At 59.7% G+C, this 19,872-nt stretch carries 21 protein-coding genes; 11 read left to right on the forward strand and 10 right to left on the reverse strand.

Annotated features, from left to right (window positions below; all coding sequences use genetic code 11):
• Nucleotides 1–34 precede the first annotated feature (34 nt).
• From LOH53_RS04175 to LOH53_RS04185, 3 genes are all read left to right on the forward strand, one after another.
• Nucleotides 35–376, forward strand: a complete 342-nt coding sequence (locus LOH53_RS04175) for an HAD family hydrolase (protein WP_230066472.1) — start codon at nt 35–37, stop codon at nt 374–376.
• A gap of 190 nt (nt 377–566) precedes the next feature.
• On the forward strand, nt 567–755 hold the full coding sequence (locus tag LOH53_RS04180) for a hypothetical protein (protein ID WP_230066567.1): 189 nt from the start codon (nt 567–569) through the stop codon (nt 753–755).
• Entirely contained in the window at nt 664–1,461 is a 798-nt protein-coding gene (locus tag LOH53_RS04185; RefSeq protein ID WP_230066473.1) for a GNAT family N-acetyltransferase, read from the forward strand. The genes LOH53_RS04180 and LOH53_RS04185 overlap by 92 nt, the downstream gene beginning before the upstream one ends.
• Nucleotides 1,462–1,712: 251 nt before the next feature.
• Here the strand turns inward: LOH53_RS04185 and LOH53_RS16915 are convergent, their stop codons facing one another.
• A complete protein-coding gene (locus tag LOH53_RS16915) occupies nt 1,713–2,465 on the reverse strand; it encodes a DUF2249 domain-containing protein (RefSeq protein WP_230066474.1) in 753 nt (250 codons plus the stop codon).
• A 76-nt stretch (nt 2,466–2,541) separates the two neighbouring features.
• On the opposite strand from LOH53_RS16915, the gene LOH53_RS04195 reads away from it, so the two are divergent.
• The 3 genes from LOH53_RS04195 to LOH53_RS04205 are packed head-to-tail and all read left to right on the forward strand — an operon-like array spanning nt 2,542 to nt 7,087.
• Entirely contained in the window at nt 2,542–3,237 is a 696-nt protein-coding gene (locus LOH53_RS04195) for a helix-turn-helix transcriptional regulator (protein ID WP_230066475.1), read from the forward strand.
• Nucleotides 3,234–4,406 carry a hypothetical protein gene (locus LOH53_RS04200; protein ID WP_230066476.1) on the forward strand — a complete coding sequence of 391 codons (1,173 nt, stop codon included), beginning with the start codon at nt 3,234–3,236 and terminating at the stop codon, nt 4,404–4,406. Before LOH53_RS04195 ends, LOH53_RS04200 begins: the two co-directional genes overlap by 4 nt.
• Nucleotides 4,403–7,087: a multicopper oxidase domain-containing protein gene (locus LOH53_RS04205; RefSeq protein WP_230066477.1), complete on the forward strand. Its 2,685-nt coding sequence runs from the start codon at nt 4,403–4,405 to the stop codon at nt 7,085–7,087. The genes LOH53_RS04200 and LOH53_RS04205 overlap by 4 nt, the downstream gene beginning before the upstream one ends.
• A gap of 687 nt (nt 7,088–7,774) precedes the next feature.
• Here LOH53_RS04205 and LOH53_RS04210 read toward each other — a convergent pair.
• Nucleotides 7,775–8,638, reverse strand: a complete 864-nt coding sequence (locus LOH53_RS04210) for an SDR family oxidoreductase (RefSeq protein WP_230066478.1) — start codon at nt 8,636–8,638, stop codon at nt 7,775–7,777.
• 103 nt (nt 8,639–8,741) lie between these two features.
• Here LOH53_RS04210 and LOH53_RS04215 point away from each other — a divergent pair, with 103 nt between their 5' ends.
• Nucleotides 8,742–9,119 carry a winged helix-turn-helix transcriptional regulator gene (locus tag LOH53_RS04215; RefSeq protein WP_230066479.1) on the forward strand — a complete coding sequence of 126 codons (378 nt, stop codon included), beginning with the start codon at nt 8,742–8,744 and terminating at the stop codon, nt 9,117–9,119.
• A gap of 142 nt (nt 9,120–9,261) precedes the next feature.
• Here the strand turns inward: LOH53_RS04215 and LOH53_RS04220 are convergent, their stop codons facing one another.
• Entirely contained in the window at nt 9,262–10,242 is a 981-nt protein-coding gene (locus LOH53_RS04220; RefSeq protein WP_230066480.1) for a helix-turn-helix transcriptional regulator, read from the reverse strand.
• A gap of 103 nt (nt 10,243–10,345) precedes the next feature.
• Here LOH53_RS04220 and LOH53_RS04225 point away from each other — a divergent pair, with 103 nt between their 5' ends.
• Together LOH53_RS04225 and LOH53_RS04230 are read left to right on the forward strand one after the other, a co-directional pair.
• Complete coding sequence (locus LOH53_RS04225) at nt 10,346–10,813, forward strand: VOC family protein (protein WP_230066481.1); 468 nt, start codon at nt 10,346–10,348, stop codon at nt 10,811–10,813.
• A 309-nt stretch (nt 10,814–11,122) separates the two neighbouring features.
• Nucleotides 11,123–12,304 (forward strand): winged helix DNA-binding domain-containing protein, encoded by a 1,182-nt coding sequence (locus LOH53_RS04230; protein ID WP_230066482.1) that lies wholly within the window; start codon nt 11,123–11,125, stop codon nt 12,302–12,304.
• A 149-nt stretch (nt 12,305–12,453) separates the two neighbouring features.
• Here LOH53_RS04230 and LOH53_RS04235 read toward each other — a convergent pair whose 3' ends face one another.
• The 7 genes from LOH53_RS04235 to LOH53_RS04270 all read right to left on the reverse strand — a co-directional run bounded on the left by LOH53_RS04235 (nt 12,454) and on the right by LOH53_RS04270 (nt 17,141).
• Nucleotides 12,454–12,807 carry a DsrE family protein gene (locus tag LOH53_RS04235; protein WP_230066483.1) on the reverse strand — a complete coding sequence of 118 codons (354 nt, stop codon included), beginning with the start codon at nt 12,805–12,807 and terminating at the stop codon, nt 12,454–12,456.
• 255 nt (nt 12,808–13,062) lie between these two features.
• Nucleotides 13,063–13,353, reverse strand: a complete 291-nt coding sequence (locus tag LOH53_RS04240; protein ID WP_230066484.1) for a hypothetical protein — start codon at nt 13,351–13,353, stop codon at nt 13,063–13,065.
• 48 nt (nt 13,354–13,401) lie between these two features.
• Nucleotides 13,402–13,620: a hypothetical protein gene (locus tag LOH53_RS04245; protein WP_230066485.1), complete on the reverse strand. Its 219-nt coding sequence runs from the start codon at nt 13,618–13,620 to the stop codon at nt 13,402–13,404.
• Between the two features lie 37 nt (nt 13,621–13,657).
• Nucleotides 13,658–14,515: an SDR family NAD(P)-dependent oxidoreductase gene (locus LOH53_RS04250; RefSeq protein ID WP_326832739.1), complete on the reverse strand. Its 858-nt coding sequence runs from the start codon at nt 14,513–14,515 to the stop codon at nt 13,658–13,660.
• 475 nt (nt 14,516–14,990) lie between these two features.
• The gene (locus LOH53_RS04260) at nt 14,991–15,791 is read right to left on the reverse strand and encodes an SDR family NAD(P)-dependent oxidoreductase (protein ID WP_230066486.1); all 801 of its coding nucleotides are present in this window, start codon (nt 15,789–15,791) and stop codon (nt 14,991–14,993) included.
• A 71-nt stretch (nt 15,792–15,862) separates the two neighbouring features.
• Nucleotides 15,863–16,402 carry a MarR family winged helix-turn-helix transcriptional regulator gene (locus LOH53_RS04265; protein ID WP_230066487.1) on the reverse strand — a complete coding sequence of 180 codons (540 nt, stop codon included), beginning with the start codon at nt 16,400–16,402 and terminating at the stop codon, nt 15,863–15,865.
• Nucleotides 16,395–17,141, reverse strand: a complete 747-nt coding sequence (locus LOH53_RS04270) for an SDR family NAD(P)-dependent oxidoreductase (protein WP_230066488.1) — start codon at nt 17,139–17,141, stop codon at nt 16,395–16,397. The genes LOH53_RS04265 and LOH53_RS04270 overlap by 8 nt, the downstream gene beginning before the upstream one ends.
• Nucleotides 17,142–17,630: 489 nt before the next feature.
• On the opposite strand from LOH53_RS04270, the gene LOH53_RS04275 reads away from it, so the two are divergent.
• Complete coding sequence (locus tag LOH53_RS04275) at nt 17,631–18,920, forward strand: adenylosuccinate synthase (protein WP_230066563.1); 1,290 nt, start codon at nt 17,631–17,633, stop codon at nt 18,918–18,920.
• Nucleotides 18,921–19,040: 120 nt separating this feature from the next.
• Nucleotides 19,041–19,847, forward strand: a complete 807-nt coding sequence (locus tag LOH53_RS04280; protein WP_230066564.1) for a carbon-nitrogen hydrolase family protein — start codon at nt 19,041–19,043, stop codon at nt 19,845–19,847.
• The last annotated feature ends 25 nt before the right edge of the window (nt 19,848–19,872 follow it).

Consider the following 19,872-nt stretch of genomic DNA (forward strand, 5'->3'; position numbering starts at 1 on the left):
CCTATGTTCTGGCGAGCCAAAACTCACAAGTCAGATGTCAACCAAACCCTGGTCAGACCCGACCTTGAAGATTCAGAGAATCGGGCTGGGCCCACTAGTTCACTCGATATACAGTTCCGAATCCGTCGGGCACGCTAACCCCTCCGTCGGAGCCTTCCGCGTGCCCTGTGAAAGCCTGCAGCTATTACCTCAGGAGATCCTTTACATCGGAGATAATTACCGAACGGACATCGAAGGGGTGCGGAGCGCGGGCCTACTTGCCCTTCACCTCAATCGGATCGCCTTAGAGCAAGATGCCCACACTTTAGGCACGCTGGCAGTTCTCCCGAAACTTCTTGAAGTGCAGCCTTTGAACTTCTTCCCTGGCCGTTCGTAGCCAACTTAGGCGGCTTCTTTTCGTACATCCTTAGGGGAACGCCAACTGGCATGAATTCTATTCGTCAGGAGAGTGCAGTCTGTTTTGGAAGAGATGACTTTTTCGTGGGTCGGACGGAAGCCGCGGTAGTGTCGAACACTGGGTCCGTGAAGCGACAAACATGTGGTGAAAACGTAGGGGGAGCTCGTCAGTGGATATTGTCTCAATTCTGATCATCGCCGGAATTGTCCTCCTGTGTCTGCTTCCGGTGTTGTTTCGCTCCTTTCGAAGTTTCGACAAGGGTGCGGATGATATTGAGGCCAGAAGTCCTGAAGTTGCGAAGGCCATCAGGGAGGCCCGCAAACAGATTGACCGCGGCAAGGGACGGTACGGGCCGTAGCCCAAGGCTTGCTTTAACGCACACAATACGAGGACGCCATCTAGCTCCGTGCCATACTGGCGAGATACTCAACGACTACTGGCCTCTCGCGCACTTGAAGCTTGCAACCAGGCGTTTAGAGCTCCGAAGTCCAAACGATGGTGAACTGTCTGGACTTGCCCAGGTCGCAGCAAACGGTGTCAATGAACCTGGCGAACAGCCCTTTTTGACTCCATGGACGAATCTTGCCCCTCATGAGCGGGCGCTCCACGTGATGCAGCAGCATTGGAGCCGGAGGGGTGCTTGGTGCGTTGACGACTGGGCATTGGAGTTGGGTGTATTTAGTGCAGGCCAGCCGCTGGGCATGGTCACATTGAAGGCACACAATTATTCGGTATTGCGTGAAGTGAAAACCGAATCGTGGCTTGGTCGCGAGTTTCACCGCCAGGGTATCGGAACAGAGGCCAGAAGGGCTCTGTTGGGTCTGGCATTTGAGGGGCTGGGAGCCGTCACTGCGCTGAGCGAAGTGTTTCAGAACAACGCTGGCTCGCAAGGTGTCTCGAGTAAGCTCGGATATCGGCCCGATGGCATCTCGCGAGACGTCCTCGCCGGGCGCGTCGTAGTCTCCGACCGTCTGCGCCTGGATGTTTCAGATTGGGTCCGGACCAGTCCCGTGGAGCTGGTAGTTACCGGCCTTGCGAAAGCTCTTCCATACTTTAGCGCTTAGGCGCCTATTTGGAGAGAGTCCGTCGGTTGGCCAGCGGTGCCCGGATGACAGATGCCCACACCAAGACACCAAAACATGTCATGTGAACCGCCAGCATTCCGACGCCCCAGCTTGGTGTACTTAGTCAGCGGATCGTTCTCTAACCACATTGTGACGTCGCCAGGATATTCCTCAGGCGTCGAGCAGATGCAGCACGCCGTTCCGATCGTCCTAAAGTGCTGTATTGTCCGTTTTCCCAGGCGCCTGCAAGATCAGTTACGGACCATGCTCAACTTCCACGTCTCCGGGCCATTCTCAACGTAGTCCACGGCGAACTTTCCGCTTGAGCGTTGCTCTAGCTGCGCAAGCAGCGGAAGCGGGTTGTGGTTGGCGATCAGCAAGATGCCACGGCCTGCGGTGAGGCCCTCAAGTGCACCGAAGATGGTGGCGTGGCGGATTGCGTGTGGGATGACCCGGGTGTCTAGCTCCGACAACCCGGGCTCGTCATGGCCGCCGCAGGCGCAACCGCCGGTCGCGGGAGCCGAGCTGGCAGCCTCCACGGTGCGCTCCGGAAGAATCCCACCCAATTTCAACGCTGGATTCCGTGCCAGGACCGGGATGATCAGCTCTGCGGCGTTGTCCAAAAATGCGGTGGCAGCTTCCTGCAAACGCGCTCCGGCGTAGACCATCTGCACAGGAGCTTCCTGTGTTTCTAAGGCTTTAGTGGCCTCAATCAATCGTCCGTTGTGCCCTGCGGCTAGGGCGGCCACTACTGTATCGGCGCCACTGGCGTCATGCAGTGCCTGCGCGAAGGCGCTGGCCAAGGGGAGCAATTCCTGCTCGGCGAAGTCCACAAGCTTGGTTTGGTCTGTTTCGGCCAGCTCCCCGCCGGTCCCGTTGGCGATTGCTGAGATCAGATTGGAGGAGAGCGTGCCGAGCGTTCCGCTGGCTTCCGCCAAACGGGTTTTAGCGTTTTCCAACGCGTCGGCTTCTGTTGAGGAGGAGGCAAGAACAAGGTTATTCACAAGAGCGACCTATCGTGTGGCGGGTGAATGGAGTTTGTGGGTTTATATTACTACAATTAATTCCGTGGAAAATAAAATGCCTGAAACCCAGCTGCACGGACCTAAGCCGGGTGGGGCGGAGCCGGTCGCGCCGATGTCCAAAGCGCGTGCCGCTGTCCTGGAGCGCCTGCGTTCATCGGATGGGACTATCAACGTGGAAGAGCTCGCCGTCGCCACCGGCCAGCACAGCAATACCGTTCGTGAACACTTGGAGGCACTGGTGGCTAACGGTTTTGCGACGAGGACGACGTCGGTCAGCACCGGACGCGGGCGGCCTGCCTGGCGCTATGCCCCCGCTATAGCGGAAACCAGCCCACGCGGCTATGCCGCCTTGGCCGCAGCGCTCGCCGCACAGATTGCTGCCACGAGTGAGAAACCAGCAGCCGCCGGGGAACTTGCCGGGCGGAGGTGGGCCCATGCGCTCCAAGACACTCCAGCCATCTCCACGCACTCCGCCACCGTGGATCGTGCGTTCCGGGCCCGGGTGGCAGCCGAGCTAGCGGAAGCCGGCTTCGGTATCCAGGGAAATGCTGCTGCAACAGATTTCACACTCACGACGTGCCCCATACTGGGAGCGGCACGGGAAAATCCGGAGGTTGTTTGCGCAGTTCACCTTGGCTTGGTCAAGGGGCTCATGGAAGGCAGTGGGATGGCCGAAGACGATGTTGAATTGGTTCCTTTCGCTGGCCCCGGCGCGTGCACGCTTCATCTGCCTTCGGTTCCTGCCACGTGAGCGTCCCCGTGCGCACCGGAGCCGGTCCGAAGCCGCGTAACCACTCCCGCGACCGTAAAATACGAGCGTTTTTGCGTAAACCAGCTTTTAGAATGCTGTTCTTGCTACCCGCGGGGGCCGCACTTCTGGTGGGCTTAAACGCTGGCTTGCAGCTCCTGGGTGCAGACGCCCCGGTGAAGCTGGACAGGCTTCCGGAGATCCACGGCATGCTGTTGGTGCTGTGCTTTGTTGGCACAGTCATCGCTTTAGAACGTACCGTGGCACTGGGCAAGGCTGTTGGATACGTGTCTCCCGCTCTACTTGGAATCTCCGGCCTTCTGATGATCGCCCCGCTTCCACTATGGGTGGGGAAAGCGGTGTTGCTAGCCGGAACCATCGCCATGACCTTGGTGTACATTCCGTTGTGGCGTCGTCAACGCGAGAACGTGGTGCTCATTCAAATCTTGGGATCTGTGAGCGCCATTGCGGCCGCTGCCCTGTGGTTGCGAATCCCCAGCATCGCCATCTTGCTGCCCTTTCTCATCAGCTTCGTGGTGTTGACGATTGCCGGTGAGCGGCTGGAACTGGCCAGGATCGGCATTACCAGTAAAAAAGCTGAGCCGCTGCTGACGTCGTTGGCCTTCGCCATGACCGCCGCGGCCATGGCTACCTTGTTATGGCCCGCCGTCGGGTACCCACTGTTTGGCCTGTCCTTGTTGGCCATGGTCGGCTGGCTAGTGCTTTACGACGCCGCCCGTAAGACTGTGCGTTCCACCGGCCTGCCCCGCTACATCGCTGCCTGCCTCCTGGCCGGATACGGCTGGCTCGCTATTGCCGGCGTCGTGCTATCAGTGAACCAAACCACTCTTACGGGCCCCGCCTATGACATGGTAGTCCACTCCGTATTCTTAGGTTTCACCATTTCCATGATCATGGCTCATGCCCCCGTTATTTTACCGGCCGTACTGCGCAAGCCGTTGCCCTATACGGAACTCTTCTGGGTTCCGGCAGTGCTCCTCCACGCCTCCTTGCTGCTGCGTTTGGGTCTTGGAGACGCGGCAGGGATTGCGGGTGCCTGGGTGAGCGGTGGTGTACTGAACGTGATTGCCATCCTTCTCTTCGCTGCCATGGCCTTCTGGCAGGCCACCCATTCACCGAACACTTCCTCTCCTCAAAAGGCCACGGTATGAACATCTCACTGACTCCTGCCGGGAAGCCCGCAGTACCCGCTCCCATGAACCGGTCGCGATGGCACCTGCGCGCCAACGCACCTGCCATCGCGTGGCTGCTGGCTCTTGTCGTTGTGGTGCTTTTTCACCGCAATATTCCGGTGTCCGGGTGGCTTATGGTGCATCTGCTGTTGCTCGGGGCCGTGACGAACTCGATATTGGTGTGGTCATGGCACTTCGCCCAGGCGCTGCTCCGTGGGCCCAACCCCGGTTCGCGTGGCATGGTGACCCGGCTGGTTTTGCTCAACGCGGCTGTGGTGGCTGTGGTGGTTTCCATGGTCGCGAACATCTGGGTGCTGACTTTGTTCGGCAGCATCGTTGTGGGCGCTGTAGTGGCGGCTCACGCAGTGGTGTTGGGGCTGCGCGCGCGCACGTCTCTGCCCTCCCGCTTTGGACCGACAGTCTGGTATTACGTAGCTGCTTGCCTCTTGTTGCCCGTAGGCGCAGGAGTCGGTGCCGCGCTCGCAGCTGGTCTGCCAGAAGAGTTGCACGCCCGTTTGCTATTGGTCCACATGAGCGTGAACGTTCTGGGATTTGTGGGCATCACAGTGCTCGGGACGCTGATGACACTGCTGCCTACCATGCTGCACACTCGCGTGGCCGACGGCGCCGAGACCGTTGCGCGGCACGGAGCAGTACCGCTGTTGGCGGGCGTGCTCCTGACCGCCATTGGCGCTAGTGCCGGGACCATGTTCTTATGCACTGTTGGATTGCTCGTTTACCTGGGTGCGATCGTGTATATCTGCATTCCTTTAGTGAAGGTGGTGCGGGCCAAACCGGCCGTGACGTTTGCCCCGCTTTCCGCTGTGGCGGCCTTGGTCTGGCTGGTGGTTTCGATCGTGTGGCTGGTGCTGCTGACGATGACCGCAGGTGGTTGGGATGGGTTGCACCGTGGCCTTGTGACTGTGGCTCCCGTGCTGGCAGCCGGTTTCGCGGCACAAGTGCTCGGAGCTGCGCTGACCTATTTGGCTCCGGTGGTGCTAGGTGGCGGACCGGCAATGCTCAAACACCGGGTAGCCATTTTGGATAAGGTCGGGGTGTTTCGTGTGGTGCTGACGAACTTCGCCTTGCTAGTTTCTTTGCTGCCAGTACCGAGCCTGGTCAAGGTAGGCACCAGCTTCCTGGTGCTTGTGGGTCTGGCTTGGATTCTGCCGTTGTTGGCTTTGGCCTTATTCAAGAAGCCCAGTGGTCCGCGGGAGGACGCTGGCATCGGTGGCGCGGGCATAGCCGCGGGTGCCGCCTTCGACCTTGCCCCCGGGCGAAGGTGGGGGATGGCAGCGACCGGGATGGCCGTCGTCGTACTGGTCATGGTGGCGGGAGTTATTGCGGACCCCACCACGCTTCCTGGGCTGAACCAGGCAGCCGCGCAGTCCACGGTGCAGGCCACCGGAGTGACCACTACGGTGGACATCACGATGAAAGACATGCGCTTCCACCCGGACAAGGTGGAAGTACCTCTTGGCAACAAACTAGTCATCAACGTGGTCAACCAGGATTCGATGGTGCATGATTTGGTCACCGCGGCTGGAGCGGAATCGGGACGGCTTTACCCCGGCGAGAAAGCCACAGTGGATGCCGGTGTCATTGGTGCGGGCATGGACGGTTGGTGCAGTATTGCCGGGCACAAACAGCAGGGGATGGTGTTTAGCATCGCGGTAACCGGTGGGCCAATCGCAGCGCCGTCCGCATCCGCTACACCCGGTGGCGGGATGGCAGGCATGGATCACAGCGGTGCGGGCTCAAGCGCCACCGGCCCCAGTGCCGCCTCCCTCCTGGATTTTATGAAGAAAGCGCCAGCCGACTTCACCGCACACGATCCGGTAATTCCGGCGTTGCCGCAAGGAAACGTTCATAAGGTGGCGATGAAGGTCACGGAGCAAAAACAGGATGTGGCTGTGGGGGTGAATCAGACACTGTGGACATTCAACGGCACAGCTCCAGGACCCACACTGCGCGGAAAAGTGGGGGACAAGTTCATTATTACCCTCACGAATGATGGCTCTCTGGGTCACTCGATCGACCTTCACGCCGGCGCTCTGGCCCCGGACCAGCCAATGCGCACCATCAACCCGGGGGAGACATTGACGTATTCCTTCACGGCAACCCGTGCCGGGATCTGGATGTATCACTGCAGCACTATGCCCATGAGTCTTCATATTGCCAACGGCATGTTTGGCGCTGTCATCATCGATCCGCCCGGGCTGCCCAGTGTGGATAAGGAGTATGTGCTCATTCAGTCGGAACTGTATCTTGGACCGCAAGGTGGAGTGGCGGACCTGGCCAAAATTCAGGCTGAAAAGCCCGATGCCGTGGTGTTCAACGGCTATGCCAACCAGTACGACTTCCGCCCACTGACCGCCAAAGTGGGCGAGAAGGTGCGTGTTTGGGTGCTCGACGCCGGTCCCAACAAGGCGACGTCGTTCCACATTGTCGGTGGGCAGCTAAGCACCGTGTGGAGTGAGGGCCGATACTTACTGGATGGCTCAGATCCGAGCGCCGGATCCCAGGCCCTGGCGCTGGCTCCGGCGCAGGGCGGATTTGTGGAGTTGACGTTCCCGGAGGCCGGAAACTACCCGTTTGTGTCCCACTATATGGTGGACGCCGAGCGGGGAGCCCATGGAATATTTGCGATCAGTCAGTAGGGCTCTGTTTGGGTGAGACCGGTTCTTAGCGTATGTCGGAGGATGGCGGGTTAGAGGGATTCGCGGAGTTTGTTGGGCGCCCCTCATTTCCAGATGGAGGGCGTTGCAGGCTACTCTTTGCGGCGCTGACTCTTTGCGGCACTGAAATGAGGGTGATAAGCCGCAGGAGACCCAAGGGATGCCGCGTTGATTACACCACGATTGCCCATTCATGCAGCTGCCTGAAAACCAGTTCAGCCGCCGTGGTGTCAGCCAGAGTGAGACCACGTAGTCAATCAAGAGCAATGCCCGTGTGGTCATCATGAACCAACCTGCTGTCTGGTTCGGGGCCGCTGAGTCGGCCCCGAACGTAGAGGCACCGCCGCGCGGCTCCCACGCATCCATCGATGTGCAGCGCCGCAGTTACCGAGCGATCTCGCGGACACCCTCACCCTGGGCTCACCAAAGTACATTGTCACCCGGCTCGGACAGAGACCCTTAACAAAGGGACGCTTTTGTGGGGCGCTACTAATTCAAACCTCCAGCTTGGCGTAATCATTAGTCCCCTGAAAAATCCTGCCCTTTTCGGCCAGTCCATGGGCGCGAGCGGAGCTAGCTGGCGCAATGCTGTAGCTAGGTCTGCTTTCTTCACCATAAAGAACGACATGACGGTTTGCATCAATACAGCCGGATGGCAGGGGCTTGACACTAGATGGCAGCTAACGCCGAGCGCACGGCTTGGGCTAGCGTCGTGGTCGGCCGGCCGATCAGTTTCTGCAGCTCGCCGCCGGGCACCAGAAGGTCCCCGCGGGCGATCCCCAGATCTGAATCGGCAAGAATGTCGGCAAATGCCTCGGGGACACCCGCCCCGGCCAGTACGCGGGCGTAGTCGGCCGCGGGCATGTCCTGGTAGGTGACGGGCTCGCCCGTGGCAGCGCTGATTTCGGCGGCGAGCTCGACCATGGTGAATGCGTGGTCTCCGCCCAGTTCGTAGACCTTGCCGCCCTGACCGTCGGTGGTCAGCACTGCGGCGGCGGCCTGCGCGTAGTCGGCTCGGGAGGCGGCGCTGACGCGGCCGTCCCCTGCGCTTCCGACTAAAGTCCCCTGCGCCAGAGTGCCAGGAAGCTGCTCGGTGTAGTTCTCCAGGTACCAGCCGTTGCGCAGGAGTGCAAAGGGGACGCCTGAATCCTGGAGCAGGGTTTCGGTGGCATGGTGCTCGGCGGCCAGCTTCATGCCGGTGGTGTCGACGTTTGCGATGCTGGTGTAAACCACTAGCTTCATGCCTTCAGCCTTCGCGGCCTCTATCACGTTGCGGTGTTGCTCCACGCGCTGTCCCACCTCGCTGCCGGAGATCAACAGTACTTTGTCAGCTCCTTGGAAGGCGGCGGCCACGGAGGCAGGGTTGGTGTAATCCATGGTCTTGACTTGGACGCCGCGGGCGGCAAAATCTGCAAGCTTATCGACGGAGCGGCCGGTGGCCACGATGCTCGACGCGGGGAAATTGTGTTCGAGCAGTGCTTCCACAACGTGCCGGCCCAACTGGCCGCTTGCTCCTGTAATGACGATTCTCATGGGGTGGTTCCTTTCATTGTTCGTACTCTGTCACCGTGAACAACCAGTGGAGAGTTGAGATACTTCCCAGTGGAGAGTACGCACTTTCAGGTAAGGTACTGGAATGAAGGTAAGTATCCCGGCAGCACCCCTCCCACTCGCGTTTCCCGATGGCGTGTTCCCGGCTGGCTGCCCCAGCCGGACTGTATTGGACCACATCACCAGTAAGTGGGGAGTCCTGATCCTCGTCTCACTCTCAGAAGGTGGGCAGCGATGGAGTGAGTTGCGACGGAGGGCGGAAGGCATCAGCGAGAAGATGCTTGCACAAACGCTGAAGACACTTGAACGGGACGGCCTGGTTAGTAGGCATGCACAAGTAATCATCCCGCCCCGTGTTGACTACAGTTTGACCGAGCGTGGATATGAACTAAGCACGCTCCTGGTCCCTCTGGTGGCCTGGGCGTTCAATAACGCAGACGCCATCGTCAACGGCCAACGCTGACGGTGTCGGCGCACTACTCACAGGCCCATCCCGGAGCTAGACGCAAAGTGCAGCTAGGTATCACCGCAGTCAGGTGTCTTAGAAAGCTGTTTTTTAAGGCAGTGCCGGTATCGGAATGAGCCCGCAGCGAGGGCTCATGTGGCTACTTGCTTTTGGCGGTGTTTGCATTCCGGATCGCGAGCTGCGCGAACGCCTCTTTGAGCTCCGGGGGATGAACGACTTCAATGTCGGTGTCGAAACGGTTTAGGGATGCTGCAAGCGCGACCCATGACCATGAGCCGACCTCCAGACTGCACCGATCCGGACCGAGATCTTCGACGACCCCGTCGTCGGCGAACGGTAAAACTTCTCCCGATGCCCGGCTGAGGATCACCTTCCCGTTGCACGGCCATTTATTGGTCTCCTCTGAGCCCTTGAAGCGGGCCGACACGTATTCGGCCACGTTGCCTCCAGGCACCTTCCGCGGAGTGAATCGTGGCCCGGCCGGGGTTCGCGGTGCGATCCGGTCGGCACGGAAGATGCGCCAGTCGCCCTGGTCCGGATCCCAGGCCACCAGGTACCACCGGCCGGACGAAGTCACCAAATGGTGCGGTTCCACTTTTCGCGCTGACCCTTGTTCGGTATCGGGGCGCCGGGTCTCGTAGTCGAAGCGAAGTACCTCTCGCGCGCGGATAGCACTCGACAGTGCAATGAGTACGCTAGGGTCCACTGAATCCGGCGCTGCATGGCCCGAGTGACTCTGGATCGTCGTGAACTCTAAAGCGCTCAAACGATGACGGAGCCGGGAGGGCATCACTTGGCGCACTGTGGTCAAAGCTCTGAGAGCTGCTTCTTCGATTCCCACACCGGTGAGGGTTGCCGCTTGCAGAGCGACCGCGAGAGCGATCACTTGCTCGTCGTCGAACAGCAGAGGGGGCAGTTCACTGCCGGCGTCGAGGCGGTAACCGCCTTCCGGTCCCATTGATGCCTGGATGCGGTAGCCCATCTCGCGCAGACGATCCACGTCGCGGCGCACCGTGCGATGGCTGATCCCCAGCCGCTCAGCGAGCACAGAGCCTGGCCAGTCGCGTCTGCTCTGCAGCAGAGACAGCAGACTCAATAGCCGGGATGTGGTCGTCGTCATTCCTCGATACTAGTTCTCATATAGGACTAATCCTGACCTATACGCCTGAGAGAGTTGATATTGCCAGGGTAAAAGCCCGGCGACGTTCTCACTAGGAGCAGTTATGAGCATTAAAACGACCACCCATCTTAACTTCCGTGGCGATGCCCGTGCGGCGCTGGAGTTCTACCAGTCCGTCTTCGGCGGCCAGACGGCCATCGCGACTTATGGCGACTTCGGCATGCCCAAAGACGCGCCCGGCGCCGAGAACGTCGTCTTCGGCCAGCTTGAATCCGAAGAGGGTCTCCAAGTGATGGCCTATGACATCCCAGGCCACTCGGAGGGTTCAAAAGTCGTGCCCGGCTCGACCTTTCGCGAAAACGGCGTCACGGTCACCGATCAGCCATTCTTCGTCTCCGTGCGCGGTGAGACCCTGGACGAGGTCCAGGGCTACTGGGCTACGCTCTCGGTCGACGCCAGGATTGTGGAGGAATTCGCTGCGTCTGCTTGGAGCGCTGGATTCGGTATGCTTACCGATCGCTTCGGAGTGACGTGGATCCTTGACGTAGCTGCCGCTTACCCCGCGGTGTAACACCATGGAGCCGCGGCGCGGACGACGAGAACGTTCGCGCCGCAGCCGCCGTACTCGATCCTCGAACGCGATGTCCTTCCTATGTGCGCGAAGTACGACATAGGATTGCTCACCTGGCGCCCCTTGCCTGGGGCCTGCCAACCGGGAAATACAGCAACGGACAGCGAACGCCCATTTCGCCCTGACGTGGGATGTGGGTGCCAGCCACCGGCGATCCAAAACGAAAGCCAGCGCAGGCGTCCTCCCGCAGAGCGCAGCGCACTAGCATTCCCCACAATGCCCTCGCCAACTTTTCTCTCCAGGAGCACCATGCGCCATGTCCCTAATACCGAGCGGCGCGCCCGACTCGCGCGCCGCCATGCACTCTCACCCGATGCCCACGTGCGCACTGTCGAAGACGCTACCCGGGCAGTAGTCGCACTGCATGCAACTGATGCGCCCTCGGTACATCTGTCCGTCTGGGCGAGGACGATCGGCGTCGTTCCCGCCGACGTTGACCGCGCTTTGTACACTGACCGCACCCTCGTCAAACAGCTTGCAATGAGGCGCACACTCTTCGCATTTCCCAAGGAGCTTCTGCCTGCCGTCTTGCCAAGCTCTGCTGCTAGGGTCGCGTCGAGCGAACGTGCCAGAATGAGCCGGGATCTTGTGCGTGCAGGCATTGCCAGCGACGGAGGTATCTGGCTGGATCGGGCAGAGATCGCTGTGGTCGCAGCCCTCACCGGCGGCGTACCTCTCTCGGCGGCGCAACTCAGGCGTGCAGCGCCCCTGATCGACGTAACGGTACAGAGCACCGCTGGGGAGAGCTGGTCGGCTCCCCAGGTACTCACCCTCCTCGGCGCCGAAGGAGCGAATATGCGCGGCCCGTGCACGGGTTCTTTCCCTACCGCCCGACCATTGTGGACGTGTACCTCAAGCTGGCTCGAAGATCCGATTGACAGCTGGACCGCCAAGGATGGTTACCGCGAACTTGTGCGCCGTTGGCTCTTCGCCTTCGGTCCAGGCACAGAAGATGACATGGTGTGGTGGCTAGGTGCGACGAAGGGGATCGTGCGCGCAGCATTGGAAGACCTCGGCGCGGTAGCGGTTACCTTGGATCAGTCTGCCGTGGGCTGGCTATTACCAAACGACCTCGAAGAAGTGAGAGATCCTGAACCGTGGACTGCGCTCCTTCCGCCATTAGACCCCACTGTCATGGGGTGGAAGGGCCGTGGCTTCTACCTTGGTTCCCATCATGGCAGTCTGTTTGACAGCCGCGGGAATGCCGGCACGACGGCGTGGGTCGACGGGCGCATAGTGGGCTGTTGGATCCAAGACCAGAACGCAACCGTCCGTTTGGGCTTATTGGAAGAGGTTTCCGCAGCAGCCACTCGGTCCCTCAACGATCACGCCGCAGATCTCACGGAGTGGCTCAACGGTATTCGAAGCCCTACCGGCTACCAATCGTCAATGATGCGCGCCTTAGCCGCCGACTGGTCCCCCAAGCATTAGTGAACAAAAAGGCCCACTGGTCGAACGCCCCTTTTACACACCAGCGCAGTCTAGAGTGCCGTGAGAACATCAACTATCAACGACCGGTGTGACATCTTTTCGATAGGAAGGACCCTGGTTGCCTCGGTGACCTAGGGAGCGCCGCCACGCTACAACCGGATGTAGGACCAGCCGTCCCATTGGCGTTGCGCTAGATGGGCGACGGCGGAAGGAACCTGGCCGACGCCGGGTAGCAAAGCGCCTGCGTCGACACCTGCAGAGCGCAGGCTGTTGGCACATGCATTGATAGCTATGCCAGCAGCAAGGGCGTTGCTGACGGATTCTGCGAATTCTTCTTCGCACAGCTGCGCCACTACAGGTCCTTGAACCACTATTTCAATGGCAGCGTGCGGAAGCGCTGCGACGGCATTAAGCGCGCTGCGGAACGAGCCCAGGAGATGTTGCGCATCTGGGCCGTAGGCGTGCAGCACTAGTCCGGGGGATGAGTGGCCGTTTTCAGTCATGGGAATATCCTCTTTGTGCTCATTCTCGGGCCAGTCTACTGGCCTTGGACTCCGGGTTGGGGCGGGGCTGTGGGCTGGTAGCGGGGACTTCCAGTAAGGGCCTTGGCTCCACATCGCTTTCCCCAGCAGGGCACTCTCGTCCGCACACCCAAGGAAATATGATCAGTCAACCGTTCAGGACCCTTCGGGGTCACCCATCCACTACGCGCCATGCCGAAAAATTGACACGCTTGAACTAAGCAAACGGCATTGCACTTAGTTGTGCACGTAGAGGCCGTCAACCCAGTCGATGACTGTGGCGGCGTAGATGTCGGGGGCATCCCCGTGCATCGAATGTGGCATCGTCGGGAACGGCTTGTACGTGAAGCTGTTTCCAGCTCCGGTCACCAATTCCTCGACTTGCTTGACCTGAAGGTCGGGAATCGTGCCCACAACCGTTCCGTTATCTGGGTCGACAACATGGACGTGGTGCGTGAAGAGCACCGGGACTTTCACTTGGGCGAGCAATGTCGCGTGGTCACTTGCTGCGGTCGCAAATCCGGACACGAATGCCCAGCCCCACTCAGGGTCGCATTCCTTCAGGTGCTGGGGCGGTCAAGTCGGTGCCCCTTCGCTGCCGGCTGGAGCCATCGCTTCAATACCGGTGAGGAACGATGCGGGCAACTCCTTGCGCATCGCTGCCTCGTATTCCCACCACGACTCCGCCTGTGCAGGGATCAGCAGCAGTGCCGGGAGGCTCGGGTCGCCCAGAGTGGCGTAGTTCATGGTGATCTCACCGAGATCAACGGTGTGTTCCGGCAGCCCGTGTGGCACGAAGATGTCTTCGTGGTCTGCTGCTTCGATGCGGCGCTCATGCTGTAACCCCCACCTTTTTGCTCGTTACTGCCCAGAGGGTGGATGCGGCGAAACTGTCGAGGCCTGCCTTTCCGGGCTTGCGTACCTTCGGATAGCCCTTGATGCTGCCGAGGCCGTTCGGCCCGACGTATGCGTTGCCGACGACATCCTGGGTTGCAGCGAACAGGGTCGGAAGTGCACCGTGTTCCGGATCGTTCAAGAGGAACGAGAAGCGGTTGATCACGTTGGATGATGAGTGAGCCGCGAGCGTCGTAGTTGCGATTCCGGGGTGAGCGAGAACCGAGCGCACCTTCGACCCGGCCTCGTCGAGTCGTCGCTGCAACTCAAGTGAAAAAAGAACGACCAGGAGCTTCGAATCGTTGTAGGCGTCCATCGGCTTGTACGGACGTGCATCCCAGTTCAGGTCTGCCGTGTTGAGGTGACCCATGCGGTGCAGCTGGCTTGTCACCCACACGATGCGATTGGTGATGTGCGGCAGCAGCAGGTTGGTCAACAGGAACGGGCCGAAGGAATTGGTCGCAGTTTGGGTGTCCAGACCGTCGCTCGTGCGAGTGAGTGGGATATCCATCACACCGGCGTTGTTGATGAGGATGTCGAGCTCCCCAGTCCAGTCCGCGGCAAATGCGCGCACGCTGGCCAGATCGGAGACATCCAGCTCGCGTACTTCGACGTCGCCCTGCATCCCCGCTCGCACGGTGGCGCCTTTTGCAACGTCCCGCACGGCGAGTACGACGTGAGCGCCGACGCGAGCCAGTTCACGTGCGGTGATGAGTCCGATTCCGCTTGAGGCTCCCGTCACTATCACGGTCTTACCTGACATGTTCGGCAAGTCAGCCGCTGTCCATTTCGCCATCGTGCATCTCCGTTTTCTGGCAACGCTTCTGCGGCCACATCCCGAGTATGTGCCCTATCGTTACCAGCAAACAGTGCGCGGTTATCCACTGCATGGCAGAGCGTGGATATCCCACGACGGACGCGGCATCTTCGCTGGATGGACCTCCAAGCTTTTGCGGACTCCATACGTGTACGCCGTGAGGCCCTCCGGCCGGAGGACGTCGGGTTGGCTCGCGGGCCACGGTGCCAGGCAAACGGGCTTTGGCGCAGTGCCGTTTGCTTAGTTCAAGCGTGTTAGATTTTCGGCATGACGCGGGTTTTCCCGGCTGAGGAAGTCATGCGGTCTCTGCTGGCCCCAAGGTCGTGCGGCGTTCCAAAACACCCGACGGGATGCTTCAGGAAATCTACGGCTAGCACTGCGCGAACTCCTGCCCCCACGCCGACAACGCACCGCGCCCAGCGCCGTCAAAAGCACACAGTAAACAGCATTGGGACTAATCCCAGATATTATCCCCACGCAGCGTTGCATCTGCCCCGCCGTCGGTATAAATGGTCTGGCCCGTGGTGTGGGTGTTCTCCTCGCTGGTGAGCCAGACTAAGAGGCGGGAGATGACGATTGCTTCCGAGTGGTAGTTCAACGGCATGGGAACGTTTGAATCCACCATGGTCCGCCCCTCTTCTGTAGCGAGCAGTTCCTTGGTCATGGGTGAGATGACGGTGCCAGGAGCCACAGCGTTAAGGGGGATTCCCGCACCTGCCCAACGTGCCTTGATGGACTCCCGGCGGACCCAGCGGCTCAACGCCCTCTTGCTGGAGGGGTAGTTGAGGTATCCGGACGCTGGCCCCGCTGCGGCCAGCGCTGTTCCGATTTCCACGGCGCCTTTTTCATCCCCGGCCAGTAGGGCAGCTACAAGTTCGGGGGAGTTGGGTTGCAGGGAGGCCATGGAGCTGACGACGGCGGCGCGTGGTGCTGAGCTTTTCGCTAAGACAGGTAATAGATGTTCTAAGAACTCGATGACGCCAAAGTAGTTCACGCTGACGGTCAACGGGATCGGCGCTGAGATACCCGCGCAGGCGATGACGGCGTCAATATTTCCGTCCGCCAGCTCGGTTACCTGATCTGCCGCTGCCTTGCGCCCGCTAGGCGTCCCTAGATCGGCCTCGACTTCGGCGCCGCGTAAGTCCACTCCAATCACATTCTCGCCGCGTTCGCGCAGTAATTGCACGGTGGCCGCACCTATCCCTGATCCTGCGCCCGTCACGACGTAACGACGGGGTGTGGTGGTGGCGCTCATGTGGTGCTCCTTTGAAGGTGTGCGGATCTAATGCGGGTACCGCAGCAAAATTTGGGTGGGTTGGGTGGGAATCAGCGAGTGGAGCTCAAATGCGCCGCGAACGCGATCGTGGACTTTTCGAATTGCGCCAGCAGCCGGGTGAAATCATTGCGATCCGTGTCCGACCACTCGGCCAGTAGCTCATCGGTAAGGCCGTTCCCGGCGCGGACGAACGCTCTGGCGACTTGGTGGCCTGGGCCCGTCAACTCAGCCAACTGGGCCCGTGCATCGCTTGGATCCGGAATCCGACGGGCTAGACCAGCGGCGGTGAGGCGTGCCAAAATCTTACTGATGTTCGATGCCCCGGTCACCATGTTTTCCGCCAGCCGAGACGGACGCTGTGCGCCCCCTCTGGCAAGGATGGTCACCATGGTAATGGCACCCGGATCCAGATCAACGCCTTCGCGAGCAGCAACGGCGGTTAGAAAATCGGGGGACGTCCACTCGGCCAAGACGCGGGTTAATGAGGTGATCAATGCGCTGCCGTCGACTTTTAGTGGAGCTGGTGCCCCGGGCGTCGGCGGATGATCCTGACTGTCAGATGTGCTCGCGTGGGCCAAAGACTTAGGCATTGACTGTTCCGCCGTCGACCGGGAGCACCACACCCGTAACAAAGCTGGCCTCGTCAGAAAGCAGCCAGATGACAGCGTTGGCGATTTCGTGTGCCTGGCCTAGGCGTTTCATGGGCACCTGTGCTGCGTAGCCTGCGCGGGCATCTTCGGGCAGGGAGGCCAGCGAAGCGGTTTCAATAGCACCCGGGGCAACGGCGTTGATGCGAATACCTTTGCTCGCATTTTCAATGGCAACGCTTCGGGTGAGGCTCACAACCCCGTGCTTTGAGGCGCCGTAAGGGGTCAGCAGGGGAGTGGAGGAGATGCCTGCCAGCGAGGCCGTGTTCACAATGGCACCGCCACCGTTAGCCGAGAAGTGCTTCACTTGGGCCTTCATCGCGATGAACGTTCCACGCAAGTTGACGTTCATAACCCTGTCCCATTCGGCGTCAGTGACGTCTTGAACAGGCTTGGGCATGGCGCCGATCCCCGCGTTGTTGACGGCGAGATGAAGGCCCCCGAAGGACTCCACCGCGAAAGAAACGAGGGCGTTGACATCGTCTGGCTCTGCCACATTGGCATGCATATAAGCGGCCTTTCCGCCTGCGGATATGATGGCATCCACCACGCTTTGTCCGGCTGCGTCGTTGACGTCTGAGACCACAACTGCGGCGCCCTCAGCCGCAAGACGAAGGGCTATGGCTTCGCCAATGCCAGCACCGGCTGCCGTGACGAGTGCCACCTTGTCCTCGAAAAGCATGATTTTCTTCTTCCGTTAGGGTGGCTATGCCGCCATTTTGTGTCGTAAAGACAGCATACGCCTTTTAGTGTCGAAAGGACAGTAATTTCCCAAACTCGTTACTGACGGAAGGGTAACGAGGTTGTTAGTTAGGCCTTGGCGAACCCAAGTGCAGTCTCTGGTTGTGAGCGTAAAACCATGCTGTGCACAGCGCTTCCAGTGACGCCATTTGTGTGAACCCTTATCCGCCAAAACGCCTCGATTTCAGAGTCATCATTGGGCACATATTTGCCGTCTTTGGACATCAAGGTGCGCCTCAGTGGGCGTTCCGGTAAACTTCAGTGGTAAGGCCCCCTTGTTCGCCCGGCCAGACAACGAAGTGCGACTCGCGCACATCTGTTCTGCCGAGCGGTTCCAAAAGGGGCATTTTCGTGTTCGGGTGATGTGCGGCGGAACTACCGCCGGTTTAAACAGCGCTCGGTTCAATTTATGAGCAAGGGGGAGGATCCCATGCCAGCAATCGTGATCGTCGGCGCCCAGTGGGGCGACGAAGGTAAAGGCAAGGCCACAGATCTTTTGGGTGGTTTGGTCGACTACGTGGTTAAGCCCAACGGTGGAAACAATGCCGGGCATACCGTCGTCGTAGGCGGTGAGAAGTATGAGCTCAAGCTCCTTCCTGCTGGCATTTTGAGCCCCAACGCGACACCCATTATTGGCAATGGTTGTGTTGTGAACCTAGAAGCACTGTTCGAGGAAATCGAGGGCCTGGAGGCGCGTGGGGCGGACACCTCCAAATTGCGCATTTCCGCTAATGCTCACTTGGTCGCTCCGTACCATCAGGTGCTGGACAAGGTGACAGAGCGTTTTCTGGGCAAGCGAGCCATCGGGACTACAGGTCGAGGGATCGGCCCGGCCTACATGGACAAGGTTGCACGCTTGGGGATCCGCGTTCAGGACGTCTTTGACGAATCGATCCTGCGCCAAAAAGTGGAGGGTTCACTGGTGCAAAAGAACGAGCTTCTGGTCAAGGTCTACAACCGCCGTGGCGTGGAAGTGGATGAGATCGTGGAGTACTTCCTTTCCTTTGCAGAACGCCTGCGCCCCATGGTTATTGACGCGACGTACGTGCTCAACGAGGCGTTGGACCGCGGGGAAGTGGTCCTCATGGAGGGTGGCCAGGCGACGTTCTTGGACGTTGACCACGGCACATACCCGTTCGTCACTTCTTCAAATCCGACGGCCGGCGGGGCATCAGTTGGCTCGGGAATTGGTCCCACGCGCATCACACGCGCAGTGGGTATCATCAAGGCTTACACGACCCGTGTTGGCGCTGGCCCATTTCCCACGGAGCTCTTCGACGAGATGGGTATCTACCTGCAAAAGACCGGCGGTGAGTTCGGCGTGAATACCGGTCGCCCACGTCGTTGCGGCTGGTACGACGCCGTTCTGGCCCGCCATGCTTCCCGCGTAAACGGCTTCACGGACTACTTCGTCACGAAGTTGGACGTCTTGACGGGCATCGCAGAGATTCCTGTGTGTGTGGCCTACGACGTCGATGGCGTCCGGCATGATGAGATGCCTATGACGCAGACCGATTTTCACCATGCAGTACCCATCTACGAATATTTCCCGGGCTGGACTGAGGACATCACCGGTGCCCGCACCATGGAAGACCTTCCTCAGAACGCGAAGGATTACATCCTGGCGCTGGAGGCAATCTCAGGCACCAGGATCTCTGCTATTGGAGTTGGTCCAGACCGCGATCAGACGATCGTCCGTCATGACCTCATCAACGATTAGCTAACCGTAACCAGGCAGGGTCGGCAGCGGAACTGTATTTTCCGGTGCCGACCCTGCCTTTTTGCTGGGCTAAAACGGCTAGGCTGGAGCTAATGAATGCCGCGTTTGAAGGGAGCAATCATGAAGGTCAGTGTTGGACAGTTCAATCCGGGCGGTAACGTCGTCCGGAACCTGACGGTCATGCGCCGGCTGGCCACTTCTTCCCGGGCGGACGGTGGCCGCTTGATCGTCTTCCCGGAGGAAGCAATGTTCTCCGTAGGTGAAGTGGAGGGAGACTTCGCCGCAGCCGTGGACGCCGAGTGGACTACCTTTGTTCAAGGCCTCTCTCGCATCGCCGCAGACGTGGGCATCGCTGTGATAGCTGGCGGCTATGAATCTAGTGGTGAAGAACGTCCCTTCAATACTCTGGTAGCCATTGACGACGACGGTGCTATCTTGGGCACTTACCGGAAACTGCACCTTTACGACGCCTTCTCCTACCAGGAGTCAAAGCGCATCAAACCAGGAGATAGCGGCGTAACTCTGGTGGAAATCGGCGGCTTCCAGGTCGGCATTATGACCTGCTATGACATCCGCTTCCCGGAGCTCGCACGCGCGTTGACTCTTGAAGGTGCCGAGCTTATTTGCGTTGCGGCAGCCTGGTTCAAAGGCGAGCACAAAGTGGAGCATTGGGAAACGCTACTGAAAGCGCGTGCCATAGAAAACACTGTCTGGGTTGCCGCTGCGGGTACTTCCAGTGCGCACTGCATCGGTCACTCGGCAATTGTGGACCCTATGGGTATTCCACAGGACTTCTTGGAAAATGAGGCCGAAGGCGTGGTGACAACGGATGTCACCCACAAACGCGTGGAAGAGGTCCGTGAATTCTTGCCTGTTTTGCGCAACAGACGATTCGAGGCTGGCGCCTTGGTGGATGCCGTCGGCTAAATTCTTGGGCGTTGACGGGGTCAGC

It is taken from the genome of Arthrobacter cryoconiti (assembly GCF_020905375.1).
In the GTDB taxonomy this organism is placed as follows: Bacteria; Actinomycetota; Actinomycetes; order Actinomycetales; family Micrococcaceae; genus Specibacter; species Specibacter cryoconiti.

Excerpts from the sequence above, each read along its gene's own strand:
- LOH53_RS04175 (WP_230066472.1), top strand. The coding sequence starts at position 35 with ATGTCAACCAAACCCTGGTCAGACCCGACCTTGAAGATTCAGAGAATC.
- LOH53_RS04185 (WP_230066473.1), top strand. The coding sequence starts at position 664 with ATGATATTGAGGCCAGAAGTCCTGAAGTTGCGAAGGCCATCAGGGAGG.
- LOH53_RS04195 (WP_230066475.1), top strand. The coding sequence starts at position 2,542 with ATGCCTGAAACCCAGCTGCACGGACCTAAGCCGGGTGGGGCGGAGCCG.
- LOH53_RS04205 (WP_230066477.1), top strand. The coding sequence starts at position 4,403 with ATGAACATCTCACTGACTCCTGCCGGGAAGCCCGCAGTACCCGCTCCC.
- LOH53_RS04210 (WP_230066478.1), bottom strand. The coding sequence starts at position 8,638 with ATGAGAATCGTCATTACAGGAGCAAGCGGCCAGTTGGGCCGGCACGTT.
- LOH53_RS04215 (WP_230066479.1), top strand. The coding sequence starts at position 8,742 with ATGAAGGTAAGTATCCCGGCAGCACCCCTCCCACTCGCGTTTCCCGAT.
- LOH53_RS04220 (WP_230066480.1), bottom strand. The coding sequence starts at position 10,242 with ATGACGACGACCACATCCCGGCTATTGAGTCTGCTGTCTCTGCTGCAG.
- LOH53_RS04225 (WP_230066481.1), top strand. The coding sequence starts at position 10,346 with ATGAGCATTAAAACGACCACCCATCTTAACTTCCGTGGCGATGCCCGT.
- LOH53_RS04230 (WP_230066482.1), top strand. The coding sequence starts at position 11,123 with ATGCGCCATGTCCCTAATACCGAGCGGCGCGCCCGACTCGCGCGCCGC.
- LOH53_RS04235 (WP_230066483.1), bottom strand. The coding sequence starts at position 12,807 with ATGACTGAAAACGGCCACTCATCCCCCGGACTAGTGCTGCACGCCTAC.
- LOH53_RS04250 (WP_326832739.1), bottom strand. The coding sequence starts at position 14,515 with ATGGCGAAATGGACAGCGGCTGACTTGCCGAACATGTCAGGTAAGACC.
- LOH53_RS04260 (WP_230066486.1), bottom strand. The coding sequence starts at position 15,791 with ATGAGCGCCACCACCACACCCCGTCGTTACGTCGTGACGGGCGCAGGA.
- LOH53_RS04265 (WP_230066487.1), bottom strand. The coding sequence starts at position 16,402 with ATGCCTAAGTCTTTGGCCCACGCGAGCACATCTGACAGTCAGGATCAT.
- LOH53_RS04270 (WP_230066488.1), bottom strand. The coding sequence starts at position 17,141 with ATGCTTTTCGAGGACAAGGTGGCACTCGTCACGGCAGCCGGTGCTGGC.
- LOH53_RS04275 (WP_230066563.1), top strand. The coding sequence starts at position 17,631 with ATGCCAGCAATCGTGATCGTCGGCGCCCAGTGGGGCGACGAAGGTAAA.
- LOH53_RS04280 (WP_230066564.1), top strand. The coding sequence starts at position 19,041 with ATGAAGGTCAGTGTTGGACAGTTCAATCCGGGCGGTAACGTCGTCCGG.